This window comes from Curtobacterium sp. AB7, assembly GCF_044909335.1.
In the GTDB taxonomy this organism is placed as follows: Bacteria; Actinomycetota; Actinomycetes; order Actinomycetales; family Microbacteriaceae; genus Curtobacterium.
In genome coordinates, this window is sequence record NZ_JBIYED010000011.1 from 60,832 (window position 1) to 76,962 (window position 16,131).

Here is a 16,131-nt window from a genome sequence, read left to right on the forward strand (position 1 = left end):
GCGCCCGTGTCAGTTCACGCGTCGAGCCGGCGATCCGGAAGACTGCCGCTCGGAGTCGGCGGTGCCGAGGTTCCTCGGCCGAACGCACCGCGTTGTCGCCGCCGAGCGACTCCGAGCCAGACGAGCATCGCCGCGATGACGATCCACCCCGTCACTGAGAGGGGGCCGACCAGGCGTGGGTCGAAGGGCGGGAAGAGCGCTGATTGGTAGGTGGTGAAGACGTTGAGGCCTGCGTGGGCGAGGACACACGGCAGCAGTGATCGGCTGCGCAGCCGCAACCAACCGATGAGTACTCCAACGCCTGTGCACCCCACCGTCATCATGCAAATGCCGAGGAGATCGCGCTGGTCGTAGTTGAGGCCGAGCAGGATCGCAGGCGTGTGCCAGACGCCCCAGATGAGTCCGCTGAGCGGGAGCGCCCACCGTGGCACGAGCTCCACGAGACGCGGCAGGAGCCAGCCGCGCCAACCGACCTCTTCTCCTGCCGCTGCGACGCTCGTCACGGCGAGACCGATGGGGAGGTTCACGAGCTGGAGGGTGGCGAGAGCGGCCATCGGCAGCGGCGGCTCCTCGCCGGTGAGTTGCCTGAACAGGGTCTTGAGCGGGGACCGTTCCGGGTCCAGCTCGAGCCATCCGAAACACAGGCCCAGCGCCCAGCTCCCCACCACAAGAGCCGCCGATGCCGCCGTCGCCCAGAGCCCGATACGCCAACCACGCCGGGTGAAGAAGGCGTCGAGGCCGACGCCGCGGAGGACTGAGCGGCCGCGGTGCCGCTCCAGGACGAGAGCGACGAGCAGCGCGCTCGCCGCAGGGGTGAACATCATCGCGACCGCGGCGAGGTACGCCCCGGGGCTGCCCACCGGATCCGCGAGGTCAGCGCTCGACAGGAGCGCCGGTGCGAGGAGAGCCCAGGCTCCACCGTAGGCCAGCGCGATGAAGACGATGATTCGAGCGACGAGCAATCTACGCACCCCCGATGCTTGACATGTCGCACACATTATTGGAATTGCTGTCGCGGGCGCATCCCCGGCGGTTCTCCTGTCGATCGCAAGCCCAGCGCAGATGGAGGCCGACGATGCCCAGTGAGGGTTGCCGCCCGCTTGATGGACCATTCGGAGAGGATGGGCCTGGTGCGGAATCCGCTTGAGAGTTCCGGTCACTGGCGCGCGAGTCTTCGCGCAGTCGACGGCTGGCGAACCGTCCGTGGGCCCCGCGGGCCGTACGCCACCGCCTCGATGCTCGAGTGGGGGAGCATCACGAAGGGACTCGTCGGCACGACGGCCTGGCTCACACTCGAGGTCGAGCGGCCGGTCGCGCGCTACCTCCCTGGTGTGCCCGATGCCGACATGACCGTTGCTGACCTCGTGCACCACACCTCGGGTCTGCCCCGGCTTCCGGCCACGATGCACGACCGACTGTTCGGCGACCCGTACCGAGAGTCTGTCGGGGTTCCTCTGGATCTGGCAGCTGCGGTGCCGGCCACGCCCCGAGGCCAGTTCGTGTACTCGAACCTCGGGTACGCGTTGCTCGGCGCAGTGCTCGACGAGGTGCACGGCGACTGGTTCACCGCTGTGCGCCAGCACGTCCTCGAGCCGGCGGGGATCAGCTCTGCCACGCTCGAGCCTCTTCCAGCAGACCGGGTGGTGGCGAAGCTCTTCGGTCGCACGATTCAGCCGTGGGCGCTCGGGGAGTCGTCGTTCGCGGCGGCCGGTGGCGTCTGGTCCACGTTCGACGATCTCTGCCGCTACGCCGACTGGGCGCTCGAGCCCGGCGCTGCGCACTCCCGCACGGTGAGCTGGCAGCGGGAAGGGGCATCGACCTGGATCAACGGAGAGGTGCGAGCGGCAGGAGCGGTCATCGCCAACGCGGCAGGGCTCACCGCGGTGGTGCACACGCTCGCGAAGGCTCCGCACGCGGCCGACGCGATCGCCACGGCGCTCATCGAGCAGGAGGTGCGGTCGACACGCGACGGCTGATGTCCGCGGTCGAGGGGAGGTGAAAGGTGACTCCGGTACCAGCGCGACCCGTCGGTCGGACGGTAGCCGCGCCTCCAGGCCAGATCGAGAGCCGCGCACGGGGCGGACGCAAGACGAACGGCGGCCCTCCTCCTTCCGGAAGAGAGCCGCCGTGGTGTCTCGCAGTGGTCAGCGCGCGGACGGGACCGCCGTGCCGACGAGCTCGGCCCGCACGATGTCCGCGCCAGCGGACAGTGCACCGAGCTTGTCCAGCGCGGCACCCCGCGCGAGGGGAGCCATCCCGCAGTTCGAGCTCGCGATGAGCTTGTCCGCGTCGACGAACTCGAGCGCCCGACGCAGCACCTCCGCGACCTCTTCCGGCGTCTCCACGGTCTCGGTCGCGACGTCGATCGCCCCGAGCATGACCTTCTTCCCGCGGATGAGTTCGACGAGCTCGAGCGGCACGTGCGAGTGGATGCACTCCAGCGAGACGATGTCGATGGAGGACTGCTGCAGGAGCGGGAAGGACTGCTCGTACTGCCGCCACTCCGCTCCGAGCGTCTCCTTCCACTTGTTGTTCGCCTCGATGCCGTAGCCGTAACAGATGTGCACGGCGGTCTCGGCGCGCAGGCCCTCGGTTGCGCGTTCGAGTGCGGCCACGCCCCAGTCCTGCACCTCGTCGTGGAAGACGGTGAAGGCGGGCTCGTCGAACTGGATGATGTCGACACCGGCGGCTTCGAGCTCGCGCGCTTCCTGGTTGAGGATCGTGGCGAACTCCCACGCCAGCTTCTCGCGGCTCTTGTAGTGCTGGTCGGAGAGCGTGTCGATCATCGTCATCGGGCCGGGGAGCGCCCACTTGATCGGCCGGTCGGTCTGGGCGCGGAGGAAGCGGGCGTCGTCCACGAACACGGGTGCGCGTCGGCTGACGGCACCGACGACGGTCGGGACGGCCGCGTCGTACCGGTCACGGATCCGGACGGTCTCCTTGCGCTCGAGGTCGACGCCGTCCAGGTGCTCGATGAACGTCGTGACGAAGTGCTGGCGGGTCTGCTCGCCGTCGCTGACGATGTCGATGCCGCGGCGCTCCTGCTCGTGGACGGCGGAGCGGAGTGCGTCCTGCTTGCCCTCGGTGAGCGCTGCGCCCTGCAGGTTCCAGGGGGACCAGAGCTTCTCGGGCTCTGCGAGCCAGGACGGTTTCGGCAGGCTGCCGACGATCGAGGTGGGCAGGAGGGTGCTCATGCGGGTGCGAGTCCTAACGATCAGAGAGAAGGAACGGCGGCGTCGGCAGCGAACCGCGAGAGGAGCGCGTGGTGCGGCGTCACGAGGTGCTCCTCGGTCCACCGGCCCTGGGTGATCCCGAGGCGGCTGCGCTCCTCGCGGTCGTAGGTGACCGGGGTGGGCGTGAAGTCGGTGTGGTCGAGGGTGGGGCGGTAGGTGCTGCCGGCCGGGGTGTTCGCGGCGTAGATCTCCGGGCGGTAGATCTTCTGGAACGTCTCCATGGTGGCGATCGTGCCGATGAGCTGCAGGTCCGTGTAGTCCCCGGTCAGGTCGCCGCGCGTGTAGAACGCGAGCGGGGCCGACGCTCCGGCGGGCTGGAAGTACCGGACCCGCATGCCCATCCGACCGAAGTAGTCGTCGGTGAGCGATGAGTGCTCGTGCTCGTACTCGGCGCCGAGGACGGGGTGGACGTACCCGGTCCTGCGGTACGTCTGGCTCGTCGAGACGCTGATGCAGACGACGGGCTCGCCACCGAACCCGTCGCGGAATGCCGGCGACGAAAGGAACCGCTGGAAGAGCGCCCCGTGCAGCGCCCCGAAGTCAGACGGCAAGCCCGGCGACGACGGCAGCAGCACCGAGAAGTCGTAGTCGCGAAGGTACGACGAGAAGTTGTTGCCGAGGATGCCGTGGTGGTGCTCGCCGGTCTGCTGATCGACGATCGTGACGTCGAGCATCTCGAGTAGCGGGAACTCCGCGTCCGATCCACCGTCGGAGAACTGCAGTGAGGCCGAGACGATGTCGAGCTGCAGGCGGTAGCGATCACCGGCAGCCAAGAGCTCGTTCGCGCGCCCGTCGATCATCGCCAGCGCAGCACGGAGGTTCTCCTGCCGGCGCTCGCCGCGCGCCAGGTTGGCGAAGTTCGTGGTCAGCCGGGAGCTGTCCGCGGGGGAGTAGTCCTCGTCGAACCGCGTCCGGGTGATGCTGAAGGTGATGTCGTTCGCCATGGTCGGCAATCTGTTCGTCGAGCGCCCGAGGGCACTGGGGAAGGGGTACCTCGATGATGGCGGGAACCACGAGCCATCAGGTAATACCGAGACGCTATTCACTGGTATAGCCTGCGCCTATGGCACGTGTCTCGAACGACATCACCCTGCAGCAGCTCCGGTACTTCATCGAGGTCGCGACGGAGGGCTCGATCAGCGCAGCGGCCGACCTGCTCTACGTGTCACAGCCGACGATGTCCGCCGCGATGAAGGACCTCGAGACGCGGATCGGACGCCCGCTCTTCACCCGATCGGCCCGAGGGGTCGTGCTCACCGTCGACGGCGTCGAGTTCCTCGGCTACGCCCGGCAGGTCGTCGAGCAGGTCTCCCTGCTCGAACAGCGCTACGTCGGTGGACAGTCGTCGCGTCGGCTGCTCGGGGTGTCCGCCCAGCACTACTCGTTCGCGGTGGAGGCCTTCGTCCGCATGGTCGAAGCAGCCGCTGCGGACGAGTACGAGTTCTCGCTCCGCGAGACACGCACCTGGGACATCATCGAGGACGTCCGCACGCTGCGGAGCGAAGTGGGCATCCTCTACCGCAACGACTTCAACAAGCAGGTGCTCGGCAAGTTGCTGCGGGACGCCGGGGTCGTCTTCACGCCGCTGTTCGTCGCGCAGCCGCACATCTTCGTGGCCCGTCGGAACCCGATCGCGTCACGGGAGCGGGCGACCCTCGCCGACCTGGCCGACCTGCCGCGGCTGACGTTCGACCAGGGCGCGAACAACTCCTTCTACCTGGCCGAGGAGATCCTGTCGACGATGTCGAGCAAGCGGGAGATCCGGGTGTCGGACCGGGCGACGATCTTCAACCTCATGATCGGCCTCGGCGGGTACACGATCTCGACGGGCCTGATCAGCGACGACCTCGACCCCGAGATCGTCGCCATCCCCCTCGACGTCGACGAACGCATCGAGATCGGCTGGATCGCGCACGCCTCGGTTCCCCTCACCGTGCAGGCGCAGACGTACCTGGACGAGTTGCGCGCGGTGGTCACCAGCTACGGCGTCGAGCCGCTCGGGTAGGCGGGTGGCGATTCCGGCGATTCCGGCGCTTTCGGCGGTTCCGGCGGTCGGCCTGGAGGCGCGACATGCGTCCGTCAGGAGGCTGCGGTCTCGATCATCGCCTTCACGTGCGGCGCGCTCCACCGCAGGAGGGCGTCAGCCGGTGGACTGTCGAGGTCCTCGCCCCAGATCGCGACGGCCGCGCCGGACATCGGAGCAGCGAGACGTGCTCCGGAGTCGCCGTCCCACGCGCGGAGCGACCAGTGCTCGCGGAGGTCGGCGACGGTGTACTCGCTGTCGGCCGGGTCGAGGTCGGTCGGCACTTCGTAGAGGTAGTACGAGTTGTAGTTGAGCAGGTCGATCCCGGCCTGCTGCAGGTCGACCGCGCTCGCCCGTCGTGCTCGGCGTTCGCTGCGCTCCGCTGCGTCCTCGGTGTCACCGTCGAAGCTCCAGTAGGTGATGCGGATGCGCGGATCCAGTCGCCCGACGGCAGCCCGATCGATCCCGTCGTTCCAGGCCCACACCTCGCGGTTGCCGAGCGCGGCGGCCATCGCGTTCAACCACGCGACGCGCCCGTCGGCGGTGACGTCGCCGCCCCATTCGTCTCCACCGATGTGCACGGTGCGGCTGGACGGGAAGGTTCGCTGCACCTCCGCGTAGAGCTTCGTCGCCAGCGCGAGACTGCCGGGCGCCGACGGGTCGAGCTCACTCTCGCCCGAACGGATGCGGTCGACCCACTTCGTGCCGTGCTGCGCCTCGAGCAGAGCGAAGGCGGCAGCCATGTGGCCGGGAGTGTCGACCTCGGGCACGATCCCCACGCCCTGCTTCGCCGCGTAGTCGGCGATCGTCCGTGCCTGCGCGGCGCTGAGGAACGGCCGGCCGGTCACGCGGCTCGTGTAGACGCCGTGGTCGAGATCAGCGTTCGCGAGCGTCTGGCCGAGGACCTTGCTCTCGATCCCGACGTTCTGGTCATCGGTGAGGTGCAGGTGCAGGAAGCGGCCGCCGTTGCCGGCGAGCATGTCGATGTACCGCTTGATCAGCGCCACGGGGTAGTAGGCGCGGGCGACGTCGAGCATCACACCGGTCTCGGGACGTGCGCGCTTCGAGGGCTTGGTGGTGACGGTCGCCGTCGACGTGCGACAGTGCTGCCCGGAGTACGCACCCACGCAGGCGAGGACCGAGTACTTCCCGGCCGTGGCGCGGGAAGGCGTCGTGCGGACTGCGCTGACCGTCGTGCTCGAGCCCGGGGCGAGTGCCTGCACCGCGACCCGGCCGAGCGAGTACTTCGTCGTGCCGGTCGACAGGGAGAGCCAGGCGGACGAAGCCGGCTTCCGCACCGAGGTGGTGTTCGTGACCTTCAAGGTGGTGCGCACGGCGCTGCCCGTCGAGGTCGCGGCGACCTTGATGATCTTCACGGGCGATGCTGCGGTGTCCGCTGATCCCGCGACCGCACCGATGCCGACCAGGGCTGCTGCCGACACGACGACCGCCAGACCGACCGCGATGGTCCGTCTGACGAGGTGCGGTGCAGTCGCTGGACCGGCGGTCGGGTCCGGAGTTCCGGTGGAGGAGGGCACGGACACGACGGTAGTTCACCAGGGTTGCGCGGATAGCATTGCCGCCCCGACGCCCGGTCGCGGACCCCATCCCACCCAAGGGAGACAACGTGAACGGCCACGAGCGCACCACCGATCGCGGACGGCATCGAGGGGCGCCCCGGCTCGTCGCCGGACTGGTCGTCGCACTCGTGTCGATCGTCGTGACGGGGTGCTCCGCGGCGAAGCCCCCGGAGACCGCCGAGCCGCTCGCGACCTGGAACGCCGCCGTGGCCGACCGGACCGAGGCGCCCGCGAACTGGGTCGCCCTGGGGGACTCGATCACCGAGGGGCAGGGCGCCTCGTCACGCTCCACCCGGTGGATGGACCTCACGCTCGACCAGCTGCGCGCGGAGCACCCGACGGACGGGGTCACCGGAGGGGCCGGGTACCTCCCCGCGCAGTTCGCCGTGTACGCACCGGACTCGACCTGGGGTGACTGGGCGACGGCGCGCACGGGGGAGAGCCAGTTCGACGTCACCACCCCCGACCTCGGCTACCGCTCGGTCACCATGCAGGCGGGCGCCTCGCGGAGCTACGACTTCACGGGCACCGGGATCGACATCTGGTGGGCGCGGTGGCCCGGGTCCGGCGACTTCACCTACAGCGTCGACGGAGCCGCACCGACGACCGTCGCCACGACCGGGACCGCCAGCACCGGGACGATCACGACGGTGGACGGACTGTCGAGCGGGGAGCACACGGTGACCATCACCGCGGTCGCACGGTTCTCACTGCTGGGGTTCACGATCTACGACGGTGACCGTGACAAGGGGATCCGCCGCTACGACTCCGCGCACTCGGGCTCGACGATCGCGACGTTCACCGACGACCAGGAGGGCTTCCTGACGGCGATGCGCCGCGCTGCTCCGGACCTCATCACCATCACGCTGGGTGGTAACGACGCGGCGAACCTCACACCCGAGGAGCTCGGCGCCCAGTACGTGGCGTTCCTCGAGACGCTCGCGGCGCTGCCCACGAAGCCCTCGTTGCTCGTGATCGGGGAGTTCACCCCGGCCTCGAGCATGACGGACGCCATGTCGGAGCCGTGGTCGAGCTACCTCGCCGAGATCAAGCGTGCCGCAGCGGAGGGCGGGGCCGCGTACGTCAGCATGGCCGACTCGTTCCCCGAGGCCGACACATCAGGCTCGGGGATCTACTCGACGGACGGCATCCACCCGAACGACGAGGGGCAGCGTCGGATCACGAAGCTCGTACTCGCCACCCTGGCTGCGCACGAGGGGGACTGAGCGGCGGACAGGCCGAGGGGCTCACCAGGAGCTCGGCTTGTAGTCCTTCAGGAACACACCGAACACGTCGTCGCCCGCTTCGCCCCGCACGATCGGGTCGTACACGCGAGCCGCCCCGTCGACGAGGTCGAGCGGTGCGTGGAAGCCCTCCTCCGCCAGCCGGACCTTCGTCGGGTGCGGTCGCTCGTCGGTGATCCACCCGGTGTCGACGCTCGTCATCAGGATGCGGTCGGTCTCGAACATCTCCTGCGCGCTCGTGCGGGTGAGCATGTTCACGGCGGCCTTCGCCATGTTCGTGTGCGGGTGCCCCGGTCCCTTGTAGGCCCGGCCGAACACACCTTCCATCGCGCTGACGTTCACCACGTAGGTGCGGTGCGCCTCGCTCGCCGCCATCGCGGGGCGGAGCTTGGAGATGAGGATGAAGGGCGCCGTGGTGTTCGCGAGTTGGACCTCGAGCATCTCGAGCGGGTCGACCTCGTCGACGGCCTGCGTCCACGAGTTGACGTCGTGCAGGTCGGGCACGAGACCACCGGCGTCGATCGCGGTGCCCATGGCGAGGCGCTCGAGCGAGCTCGACCCCGGAGCCATGGCCTGCTCGGTCAGCTCGTCGGCGCGGGCTGCGGCGGCCGCGAGGATCGGGTGCGCCGTCACCGATCGGGCGAGCGCCTGCGGGTGCTGGTCGTTCGTGTGCCCGAAGGTCACGAGCTCGGGCAGCGGGCCGTCCGGTAGCGGCGCGAGTTCGGCGTCGACGAGGGGCTGGTACGCGCCGGGCGACCGGCGGACCGTCTGCGTGGCGTTGTTGATCAGGATGTCGAGCGGGCCAGCAGCGGCGACGTCCTCGGCGAGACCGATGACCTGGGCCGGGTCGCGCAGGTCGATGCCGACGACCTTGAGGCGCGAGATCCAGTCGGCCGAGTCGGGGAGGCTCGTGAACCGGCGCACGGCGTCGCGGGGGAACCGCGTTGTGATGGTCGTGTGGGCGCCGTCGCGCAGCAGGCGGAGCGCGATGTACATGCCGATCTTCGCGCGGCCGCCGGTCAGCAGGGCCCGCTTGCCACTCAGGTCGGTCCGGGCATCGCGCTTCGCGTGGCTCATCGCCGCGCACGACGGGCACAGCTGGTGGTAGAACGCGTCGACGACCGTGTACTGCTGCTTGCACATGTAGCAGGGGCGTGACTTCAGCAGGGTGCCGGCGGTGGACGCCGTGGTCGAGGTGCTGATCGGCACCCCGCGGGTCTCGTCGTCGATGCGGTCGGCTGCTCCGGTCGCGGTGGCGGCGATCACGCGGCGGTCGGCCTCGGCGATGACCGCGCGCTTCTCGAGGCGGTGGGCCCGCTTCACGGCCTTGAACATCTTCGCCGTGGCCTGACGCACCCGCACGAAGTCCGGGTGCGTCTCGTCGATGTCGCTCATCTGCTCGAGCACCCGGAGTGTGGCGTCGAGGTCCTCGGGGAGGATGCCGCTGGGTTCGGGGTGCTCGGAGATCACACGGGATTCTACGTTGGATCAGGCCGCGTCGAGCTCCCGCGTCAACGCCGCCACGAAGTCGTCGATGTCCTGCTCCGAGGTGTCGTACGCGCACATCCACCGCACCTCGTTGCGGCTGGCATCCCAGTCGTAGAACCGGAAGTGCTTGCGCAGCCGCTCGGCCACCCCCGCAGGCAGTGTCGCGAACACTCCGTTCGCCTGCGTCTCCTGGCTGAACCCGACGCCCTGGATGCTGCCGTCCGCGATCCGGGCCTCGAGTGCGCCGCGGAGCCGGGCGGCCATGGCGTTGGCGTGCCCGGCGGAGCGCAGGTACAGGTCGTCGGACAGCAGCGCGATGAGCTGCGCGGAGACGAACCGCATCTTCGACGACAGCTGCATGTTCATCTTGCGCAGGTAGTGCAGTCCCTCTGAGGCGTCGGGGTTGAGCACGACGATCGCCTCGCCGTAGAGCATGCCGTTCTTCGTGCCGCCGAAGCTCAGCACGTCCACGCCGGCATCGGTGGTGAAGTCGCGCAGGGGCAGGCCGAGGGTCGCGGCGGCGTTGGAGATGCGTGCGCCGTCCATGTGCAGCGTCATGCCGAGCGGGTGGACGTGGTCTGCGATCGCCCGGATCTCGTCGACGGTGTAGGCGGTGCCGAGTTCGGTGGTCTGCGTGATCGAGACCACGAGCGGCTGGGCACGGTGCTCGTCACCCCATCCCCAGGCCTCCTTGTCGATGAGCTCGGGGGTGAGCTTGCCGTCGGGGGTCTCGACCGGCAGCAGCTTGATCCCGCCGATGCGCTCGGGAGCACCCGCTTCGTCGGTGTGGATGTGTGCGGTCGTGGTGCACACGACGGCGCCCCACCGCGGCAGCATCGACTGCAGCCCGACGACGTTGGCGCCGGTGCCGTTGAACACCGGGAACGCCTGCGCCTGCGCGCCGAAGTGGTCGCCGATCACCTCGTTGAGGCGGGCCGTGTAGACGTCCTCGCCGTAGGCGATCTGGTGGCCGTCGTTGGCCGCGGCGATCGCGTCGAGGATCTCGGGGTGGACACCGGCGTAGTTGTCCGAGGCGAAGCCCCGCAGGTCCAGATCGTGGAGTCGAAGGGTCACTGGTTCATCCTAAGGAGAGCGGGAGCGGGAGACGGGCGCCGTTCACGTCGGCCGGCGGTGCCGACCAGAGCCGTACGACCTCGTCGCCGAGGCGGTCCTCCAGACCGGCCAGAGCGCCGACGACGAAGACGGTGGCTGCCGCCGAGTCCGGTGCGTCCTTCCGGAAGCCCTGGGCGACGGCACGGACCCACGCGTCGGAAGCGGCCTTGGCGGCTGCGTAGTTCGCGGCACCGGCGGTGGGGGAGTCGACGGCGGTGGACGAGACGAACGCGAGTCGTCCGGCCGGGGACGCCACCAGGTCGTCGTAGAAGACGCGCGTGGTGTTCCGCAGGGTGCGGAACGCCCGGTCGAAGAAGTCCCAGTCGTCGTCCGACTGGCCGGCGATGCCCCCGCCCCCGCGCCACCCACCGACCAGGTGGACCAGTCCATCGACCGGTCCCGCCGTCTCGCGGACCGCAGCCGCGAGCGCGGTGACCGCCCCGAGGTCTGCGAGGTCGCACGTGTGGGTCGTGACGCCCGGGACGGAGGCGCGCAGTGCCTCCAGTGCGTCTGGTCTGGTGCCGACCGCGACGACGGCCGCCCCGGCGGAGGTGAGTGCGCGCGCGACGGCCGTGCCGCTGGTGCTGGTCGCGCCCGCGACCAGCACCGTGCGACCGGACAGGGATCCAGCGCTCACGCGGCGACGTCCGGAACAGCGGAGGGAGCAACTGACGACGAGCCGGTGATGCCAGCCGTCGAAGCGATGACCGCAGCCATCTTCTTGTTCAGCGCCTCGTAGAACATCGACAGTGGGAATTCGTCGTCGAGCACGGCGTCGGTGTAGCCCTTCGGCATTCCGGCGAGTGTTTCTTCCGGCAGTCCCCGCGCCCACTTCGAGGCCGGGTGCGGCGTGAGCGTCCGGGTCAGCATCTCGTACGCAGCGAGCCAGTGTGCCGATTTCGGCCGGTCGATCGAGCGCCGGTACAACTCGTTGATCTGATCGCTGAGCGCGATGATCACATCGGGAACGGCATCCCAGTCGATCGTGAGTCGTGTGTCGGTCCAGTGCAGGACATCGTGCTGGTGCATCCACGCGAACAACAACTGCCCGCCGAGCCCGTCGTAGTTCCGGACGCGGCTGCCGGTGATCGCGAACCGGAAGATGCGGTCGAACACGACGGCGTACTGCACCAGGCGGGCGTGGTCGCGGATCGCGCGTTGCGCCTCGTCGAGATCTGCATCCGGTACCGCGGAAAGCGCGCGTTCGAGCCGCACGGATTCCCGGAACGCCGTCAGGTCGCAGCGGAGTTCTTCCAGCGAGTAGAGGAAGAACGGCATCCGCTGCTTGATCATGAACGGGTCGAACGGCAGGTCGCCGCGCATGTGCGATCGGTCGTGGATGATGTCCCACATCACGAAGACCCGTTCCGTCAGCTCCTGGTCGTCGAGCATCGCTGCAGCGTCGTCCGGCAACTCCAGTTTGGTGATCTCCGCAGCGGCACGGACGACTCGGCGGTAGCGAGCGGCTTCGCGGTCCTGGAAGATCGCACCCCACGTGAACGTCGGGATCTCGCGCATCGCGACCGTCTCGGGGAACAGCACCGCCGAGTTCGTGTCGTACCCGGGCGTGAAGTCGACGAACCGCAGTGCGACGAAGAGCTGGTTGCTGTAGTCGCCCGCTTCGAGTTCCGCGATGAACTCCGGCCAGATGACCTCGACCAGGACGGCTTCGACGAACCGCGAGGAACTGCCGTTCTGCGTCACCATCGGGAAGACGACCAGGTGGCCGAGTCCGTCGATGCGGTGCTGTTGCGGCTGGAATGCGTTCAGTGCGTCGAGGAAGTCGGGAACGCCGAAACCGTCGCGTTCCCAGCGTGCGAAGTCGCGCTGCAGTGCAGCGAGGTACGCCGCATCGTGCGGGAAGAACGGGGCGAGTTCGGCAACTGCCGAGAGGATCGTGGCCAGGTGCTCCGAAGCGGTCGCGTGGTCCGACTGGTCGGGTATCGAGCCGTCGGCCGTCTGCAGCGCACGGAACGACACGACAGCGGCTTTCAGCCGCGTCCACGCGGGATGCTCGGCGACCTCGCGCACCGACGGGCGGTCCTCGACGACCTCGGGTTCTCCGACGATGGCGCCCTGCGTGAACTCCTGGACGAACTGTGACATGTCGAACCTCCCGTCATTGGGCTGGCCGCGGATCTGCGGCGTGGTGGTGCGCTTGTCATGAGCCTAGGGAGGATCGGGGGACGCATTCTTGCCCATCCGTGGGGGTTTCGTGCGCCGGGGCATTGTCAGCGCACGCGATGTCGCTCGGCGCGCAACGTTTCGCCGGCGCGGGCTCGGGGGACCGTCAACAGCTACGACTTCGTGATGGCGGCGATCGCCTCGCTCACGGTCGAGCTCGGGTGCTCGGCGCGCCATCGCCGCACTGCCGCAGGGTCCGGCGATGCTCCCTGGGGGATCGGCGTGGTCCCGGTGACGCTCGGCGCAGACGCCGCCCAGGCGAGCGTGGCCAGCGCAGCAACGCAGGCGGCGAGCAGGTCGAGAACCAGCCAGGCGCCGCAGGTCACGACCACCCCGCCGACGAGGTCGAGCGTCGGTACGCGATGTCTCGTAGGGCGCCCGCTTGCCTTGCCCGCGGTCGGACCAAGCATCAGCGAGGCTCCGCGCGGAGTTGTCGGACCCACCCGAGCGCGAGCGGGAGTGCGGTCCAGACCGCGAATGACGTCACCGCGGGCCCGAGTCCGACAGTGGTCTCCGACGTGATGGTCCAGGACAGTTGCGGCTCCGCGAGCCAAGACGCGAAGCCGTACGGGTTCAGCCAGTCGACCAGGCCGGGTGTGAACGCGAGCCCGATGGTCAGGAGAAAAGGTCCGAACACGGCGATGAGCAGGGCGAGCGCCGTTCGCAGCACGAGGCTCGCAACGGCGATTGCCGTGAGGGTTGCCGCGACCGTTGTCGCGAGCATCTGCCAGAACTGCGCCAGAACGGCAACGTCGAAAACGGAACCGACAGAACCGGGCCTGCTGACAACGAAGCCGACGGCTGCAAGGAGATGGATGGCAACGAGAGTCGAGGCAGCGAGGAGCAGGATTGCGGCGTAACGGGCACCGAGTATTCGTTGTCGGCGTGGCGTGACAGCGAACGTCGTCAACGCAGCGCGCGTGCTCCATTCCGCCGTGAACGCCATGACAGCCAGAAGGCCCATGAGCAGCGGAAGCGCAAGGCTGAGTCCGGCGACGAACGCCGCGAACGTCGTCGCATCTCGCGCAACGACAAAGGACAACAGGACCCCGCTGACGGCCGCCGCCGCGAAGGCCCAGCGCGGCCCGCGCGTATCGACCGCGCGTCGCAGTTCGACGAGAACTAATCGGATCACGTCGACTTCCCCTCGTATTCGGTCTCAGTGATGGAGGACAAGTAGGAATCAAGCCGGACGTCCTCTGCGCGGAGTGCGGAGAGCGCGATGCCCGAATCTCTGGCAAGCCGCCCGACTTCCACGGGCTCGAGGTCCACGAGCAAGCCTTCTGCCATCGGAGATGGGTGCGCCCCGACGAGCCGCAAAGCATGCGCGAAGCGCGGTTGATCCTCGGCCACGAGGAAACTCCGCCCGGTTCGTGCGCGCAGCTCCTCAAGCCGAACCTGGTCGACGACCCGTCCGCGCGAGATCGCAACGATGCGATCCGCAGTCCGCTCCACCGCCGCGAGCTGATGTGTGGAGACCAACACCGTCCCGCCCTGATCAGCGAATTGGCGAAGCATTCTGTCGAGCCACTGCATTCCTTCGGGATCCAGACCGTTGGAGGGCTCATCCAGGACGAGCACCCGAGGGCGTCCGAGTAGTGCATGCGCAAGCCCGAGTCGTTGCCGCATGCCGAGGGAGAGCTTGCCGACTCGCCTCGCGGCCACCGACTGCAACCCGACGGTCTCGAGGCACTCGTCGACTCGTTGCCTGGGCTCACCGATGGTGAAGGCGGTGAGTCGGAGCGTCTCGCGAACCGACCGACCTGGGTGGAACGCTGACGCGTCGAGAAGGGAACCGAGGAACCTGGCCGGAGTGGGCAGCTCCTGGAGTTCCTGACCGTTCACCATCGCAGTGCCGACGTCCGCTCGGGTGATCCCGGTCAGGATCCGAAGCGCGGTGGATTTGCCGGCGCCGTTCGGTCCGCAGAACGCTGTGATCGTCCCCTGCGGGCAGGTGAAGGACACATCGTCGAGGGCGACGTGCTTTCCGTAGGCCTTGCGGACCCCGCGCAGTTCGATCGGGTCGCTCACGAGACCACCTGATGGACAACCAACGCCGTGCCGATTGCTGCAACGCAGATCAGGAAGGCGGCCGGGGCGGCCTTGCTCTTCGGATCGACGGTGCCTGCAAAGCCCGAGGCGGTCAGCCCGGCTGCTCCGGCTGCGACCGACAGCGGCCAGCCGCTGGCGACGAGCACGACACAGGTTGTCCCGAGCAGGACTGCACTCACTGCGAGCCCGGTGCTGACCATGTGGCGCAGACGAGAGTGTTTGACGGGCACGGACCCTCCTTCTTCGTGCGCCGGAAGCGCGTCGGACCGTGCCTGGTCCGGCGCCCGTTCGTACACAGTCGACGCTAGCAAAGTGTCAGTATCACCGGTGTGACACGGAAATGTTGCCACGAGTTGCCAATGCGTCAGTACGGTTGTCTGCATGGCACGCTTCACGCCCCCAGCCGCCGACGCGATGCGCGCACGACTCCTGCTCGCAGCACGCGACGAGTTCGCCGCGGCCGGGCTCGTCGGCGCCAAGGTCGAGCGGATCGCCGCGGCGGCGTCGAGCAACAAGGCGCAGGTCTTCCACTACTTCGGCAGCAAGGAGGGGCTGTTCGACGCTCTGCTCGCCCAGACCGTCGCCGAGACGTTCGACGAGGTCCCCGTCGACACCGAGGACCTCGCCGAGTGGGCTGCCCGGCTGCACGACTCGTACGTCCGGCGTCCGTGGGCCGAACGGCTCGCGACGTGGCACCGCCTCGAGCGGGGGAGTGACGGTGCGCTCGAAGCGGTCATCGCCAGCAACGCCGAGGCCGTCGCCGCGGTCGAGCACGCCCAGCGCGCCGGGGTCCTGCCGCGCAGCTACCGGCCCGCGGTGCTGCTGGGCCTGGTGATGCACCTCGCCGCGTTCTGGAGCTCGAGTTCTCCCGAGTACGGCTCGTTGGTCGCGGCGGTCGCACCCGCGCGGCGTCGGCAGATCGTGATCGACGCGGTCGAGGCGCTCGTCGGGGGCTGACGTGTCGCACGGCTGGGCGTAGGGTTCGGCCCATGAGCAGCGACAACCGGTTCTTCCGCGCGGCCTTCGGGCGGCCGCTCGTCTGGGTCGGCGTGGTGTGGATCGCGGTCGGGGTGGTCTGGGGCGTCCTGGCGATCGTCGAGCCGAGCACGTTCCGAACGATCATGGCCGTCCTGTGGCTGGTGCTCGGTGGCAGCATGCTCGTCGTCGCGCTCCGCGACAGGAAGCGCGGCCTCGGCCGGTACCAACGCTAGTCG

General features: G+C 68.8%; 17 protein-coding genes. 5 read left to right on the forward strand and 12 right to left on the reverse strand.

Features of this window, described 5'->3' with window-relative positions; all coding sequences use genetic code 11:
* Positions 1-14 precede the first annotated feature (14 nt).
* Positions 15-971, reverse strand: coding sequence for a CPBP family intramembrane glutamic endopeptidase (locus ABH929_RS16970; RefSeq protein ID WP_404562060.1), 957 nt, complete (start codon positions 969-971; stop codon positions 15-17).
* Positions 972-1,121: 150 nt separating this feature from the next.
* On the opposite strand from ABH929_RS16970, the gene ABH929_RS16975 reads away from it, so the two are divergent.
* Positions 1,122-1,976 (forward strand): serine hydrolase domain-containing protein, encoded by an 855-nt coding sequence (locus ABH929_RS16975; RefSeq protein ID WP_404562081.1) that lies wholly within the window; start codon positions 1,122-1,124, stop codon positions 1,974-1,976.
* Positions 1,977-2,144: 168 nt separating this feature from the next.
* On the opposite strand, the gene ABH929_RS16980 is transcribed toward ABH929_RS16975, so the two are convergent.
* On the reverse strand, positions 2,145-3,194 hold the full coding sequence (locus ABH929_RS16980; protein ID WP_404562061.1) for a methionine synthase: 1,050 nt from the start codon (positions 3,192-3,194) through the stop codon (positions 2,145-2,147).
* A 20-nt stretch (positions 3,195-3,214) separates the two neighbouring features.
* Positions 3,215-4,177: a putative oxygenase MesX gene (locus ABH929_RS16985; protein ID WP_404562062.1), complete on the reverse strand. Its 963-nt coding sequence runs from the start codon at positions 4,175-4,177 to the stop codon at positions 3,215-3,217.
* A 119-nt stretch (positions 4,178-4,296) separates the two neighbouring features.
* Between ABH929_RS16985 and ABH929_RS16990 the strand changes: the two genes are divergently transcribed.
* A complete protein-coding gene (locus ABH929_RS16990) occupies positions 4,297-5,238 on the forward strand; it encodes a LysR family transcriptional regulator (protein ID WP_404562063.1) in 942 nt (313 codons plus the stop codon).
* 74 nt (positions 5,239-5,312) lie between these two features.
* Here ABH929_RS16990 and ABH929_RS16995 read toward each other — a convergent pair whose 3' ends face one another.
* The gene (locus tag ABH929_RS16995; RefSeq protein WP_404562064.1) at positions 5,313-6,794 is read right to left on the reverse strand and encodes a family 20 glycosylhydrolase; all 1,482 of its coding nucleotides are present in this window, start codon (positions 6,792-6,794) and stop codon (positions 5,313-5,315) included.
* Positions 6,795-6,883: 89 nt separating this feature from the next.
* On the opposite strand from ABH929_RS16995, the gene ABH929_RS17000 reads away from it, so the two are divergent.
* Positions 6,884-8,062: a GDSL-type esterase/lipase family protein gene (locus ABH929_RS17000; RefSeq protein ID WP_404562065.1), complete on the forward strand. Its 1,179-nt coding sequence runs from the start codon at positions 6,884-6,886 to the stop codon at positions 8,060-8,062.
* A gap of 21 nt (positions 8,063-8,083) precedes the next feature.
* Here ABH929_RS17000 and ABH929_RS17005 read toward each other — a convergent pair whose 3' ends face one another.
* The 8 genes from ABH929_RS17005 to ABH929_RS17040 all read right to left on the reverse strand — a co-directional run bounded on the left by ABH929_RS17005 (position 8,084) and on the right by ABH929_RS17040 (position 15,147).
* Entirely contained in the window at positions 8,084-9,550 is a 1,467-nt protein-coding gene (locus ABH929_RS17005; RefSeq protein WP_263091431.1) for an SDR family NAD(P)-dependent oxidoreductase, read from the reverse strand.
* Between the two features lie 18 nt (positions 9,551-9,568).
* The gene (locus ABH929_RS17010) at positions 9,569-10,642 is read right to left on the reverse strand and encodes a low specificity L-threonine aldolase (RefSeq protein ID WP_205463105.1); all 1,074 of its coding nucleotides are present in this window, start codon (positions 10,640-10,642) and stop codon (positions 9,569-9,571) included.
* Positions 10,643-10,646: 4 nt separating this feature from the next.
* A complete protein-coding gene (locus ABH929_RS17015) occupies positions 10,647-11,318 on the reverse strand; it encodes an SDR family oxidoreductase (protein ID WP_404562066.1) in 672 nt (223 codons plus the stop codon).
* On the reverse strand, positions 11,315-12,787 hold the full coding sequence (locus tag ABH929_RS17020; RefSeq protein WP_404562067.1) for a DUF6421 family protein: 1,473 nt from the start codon (positions 12,785-12,787) through the stop codon (positions 11,315-11,317). The genes ABH929_RS17015 and ABH929_RS17020 overlap by 4 nt, the downstream gene beginning before the upstream one ends.
* 191 nt (positions 12,788-12,978) lie before the next feature.
* Positions 12,979-13,275 (reverse strand): hypothetical protein, encoded by a 297-nt coding sequence (locus ABH929_RS17025; RefSeq protein ID WP_404562068.1) that lies wholly within the window; start codon positions 13,273-13,275, stop codon positions 12,979-12,981.
* A complete protein-coding gene (locus tag ABH929_RS17030; RefSeq protein WP_123341207.1) occupies positions 13,275-14,000 on the reverse strand; it encodes a hypothetical protein in 726 nt (241 codons plus the stop codon). The genes ABH929_RS17025 and ABH929_RS17030 overlap by 1 nt, the downstream gene beginning before the upstream one ends.
* The gene (locus ABH929_RS17035; protein WP_263091436.1) at positions 13,997-14,896 is read right to left on the reverse strand and encodes an ABC transporter ATP-binding protein; all 900 of its coding nucleotides are present in this window, start codon (positions 14,894-14,896) and stop codon (positions 13,997-13,999) included. The genes ABH929_RS17030 and ABH929_RS17035 overlap by 4 nt, the downstream gene beginning before the upstream one ends.
* Positions 14,893-15,147, reverse strand: a complete 255-nt coding sequence (locus ABH929_RS17040; protein WP_131921396.1) for a hypothetical protein — start codon at positions 15,145-15,147, stop codon at positions 14,893-14,895. The genes ABH929_RS17035 and ABH929_RS17040 overlap by 4 nt, the downstream gene beginning before the upstream one ends.
* A gap of 151 nt (positions 15,148-15,298) precedes the next feature.
* Between ABH929_RS17040 and ABH929_RS17045 the strand changes: the two genes are divergently transcribed.
* Complete coding sequence (locus tag ABH929_RS17045) at positions 15,299-15,874, forward strand: TetR family transcriptional regulator (protein WP_404562069.1); 576 nt, start codon at positions 15,299-15,301, stop codon at positions 15,872-15,874.
* A gap of 32 nt (positions 15,875-15,906) precedes the next feature.
* Positions 15,907-16,128: a hypothetical protein gene (locus ABH929_RS17050; protein WP_404562070.1), complete on the forward strand. Its 222-nt coding sequence runs from the start codon at positions 15,907-15,909 to the stop codon at positions 16,126-16,128.
* The last annotated feature ends 3 nt before the right edge of the window (positions 16,129-16,131 follow it).

Bases quoted from the DNA above. Each gene is read 5' to 3' on its own strand.
- ABH929_RS16975 (WP_404562081.1), top strand. From the start codon at position 1,122: ATGGGCCTGGTGCGGAATCCGCTTGAGAGTTCCGGTCACTGGCGCGCG.
- ABH929_RS17050 (WP_404562070.1), top strand. From the start codon at position 15,907: ATGAGCAGCGACAACCGGTTCTTCCGCGCGGCCTTCGGGCGGCCGCTC.
- ABH929_RS16990 (WP_404562063.1), top strand. From the start codon at position 4,297: ATGGCACGTGTCTCGAACGACATCACCCTGCAGCAGCTCCGGTACTTC.
- ABH929_RS17025 (WP_404562068.1), bottom strand. From the start codon at position 13,275: ATGCTTGGTCCGACCGCGGGCAAGGCAAGCGGGCGCCCTACGAGACAT.
- ABH929_RS16980 (WP_404562061.1), bottom strand. From the start codon at position 3,194: ATGAGCACCCTCCTGCCCACCTCGATCGTCGGCAGCCTGCCGAAACCG.
- ABH929_RS17020 (WP_404562067.1), bottom strand. From the start codon at position 12,787: ATGTCACAGTTCGTCCAGGAGTTCACGCAGGGCGCCATCGTCGGAGAA.
- ABH929_RS17045 (WP_404562069.1), top strand. From the start codon at position 15,299: ATGGCACGCTTCACGCCCCCAGCCGCCGACGCGATGCGCGCACGACTC.
- ABH929_RS16985 (WP_404562062.1), bottom strand. From the start codon at position 4,177: ATGGCGAACGACATCACCTTCAGCATCACCCGGACGCGGTTCGACGAG.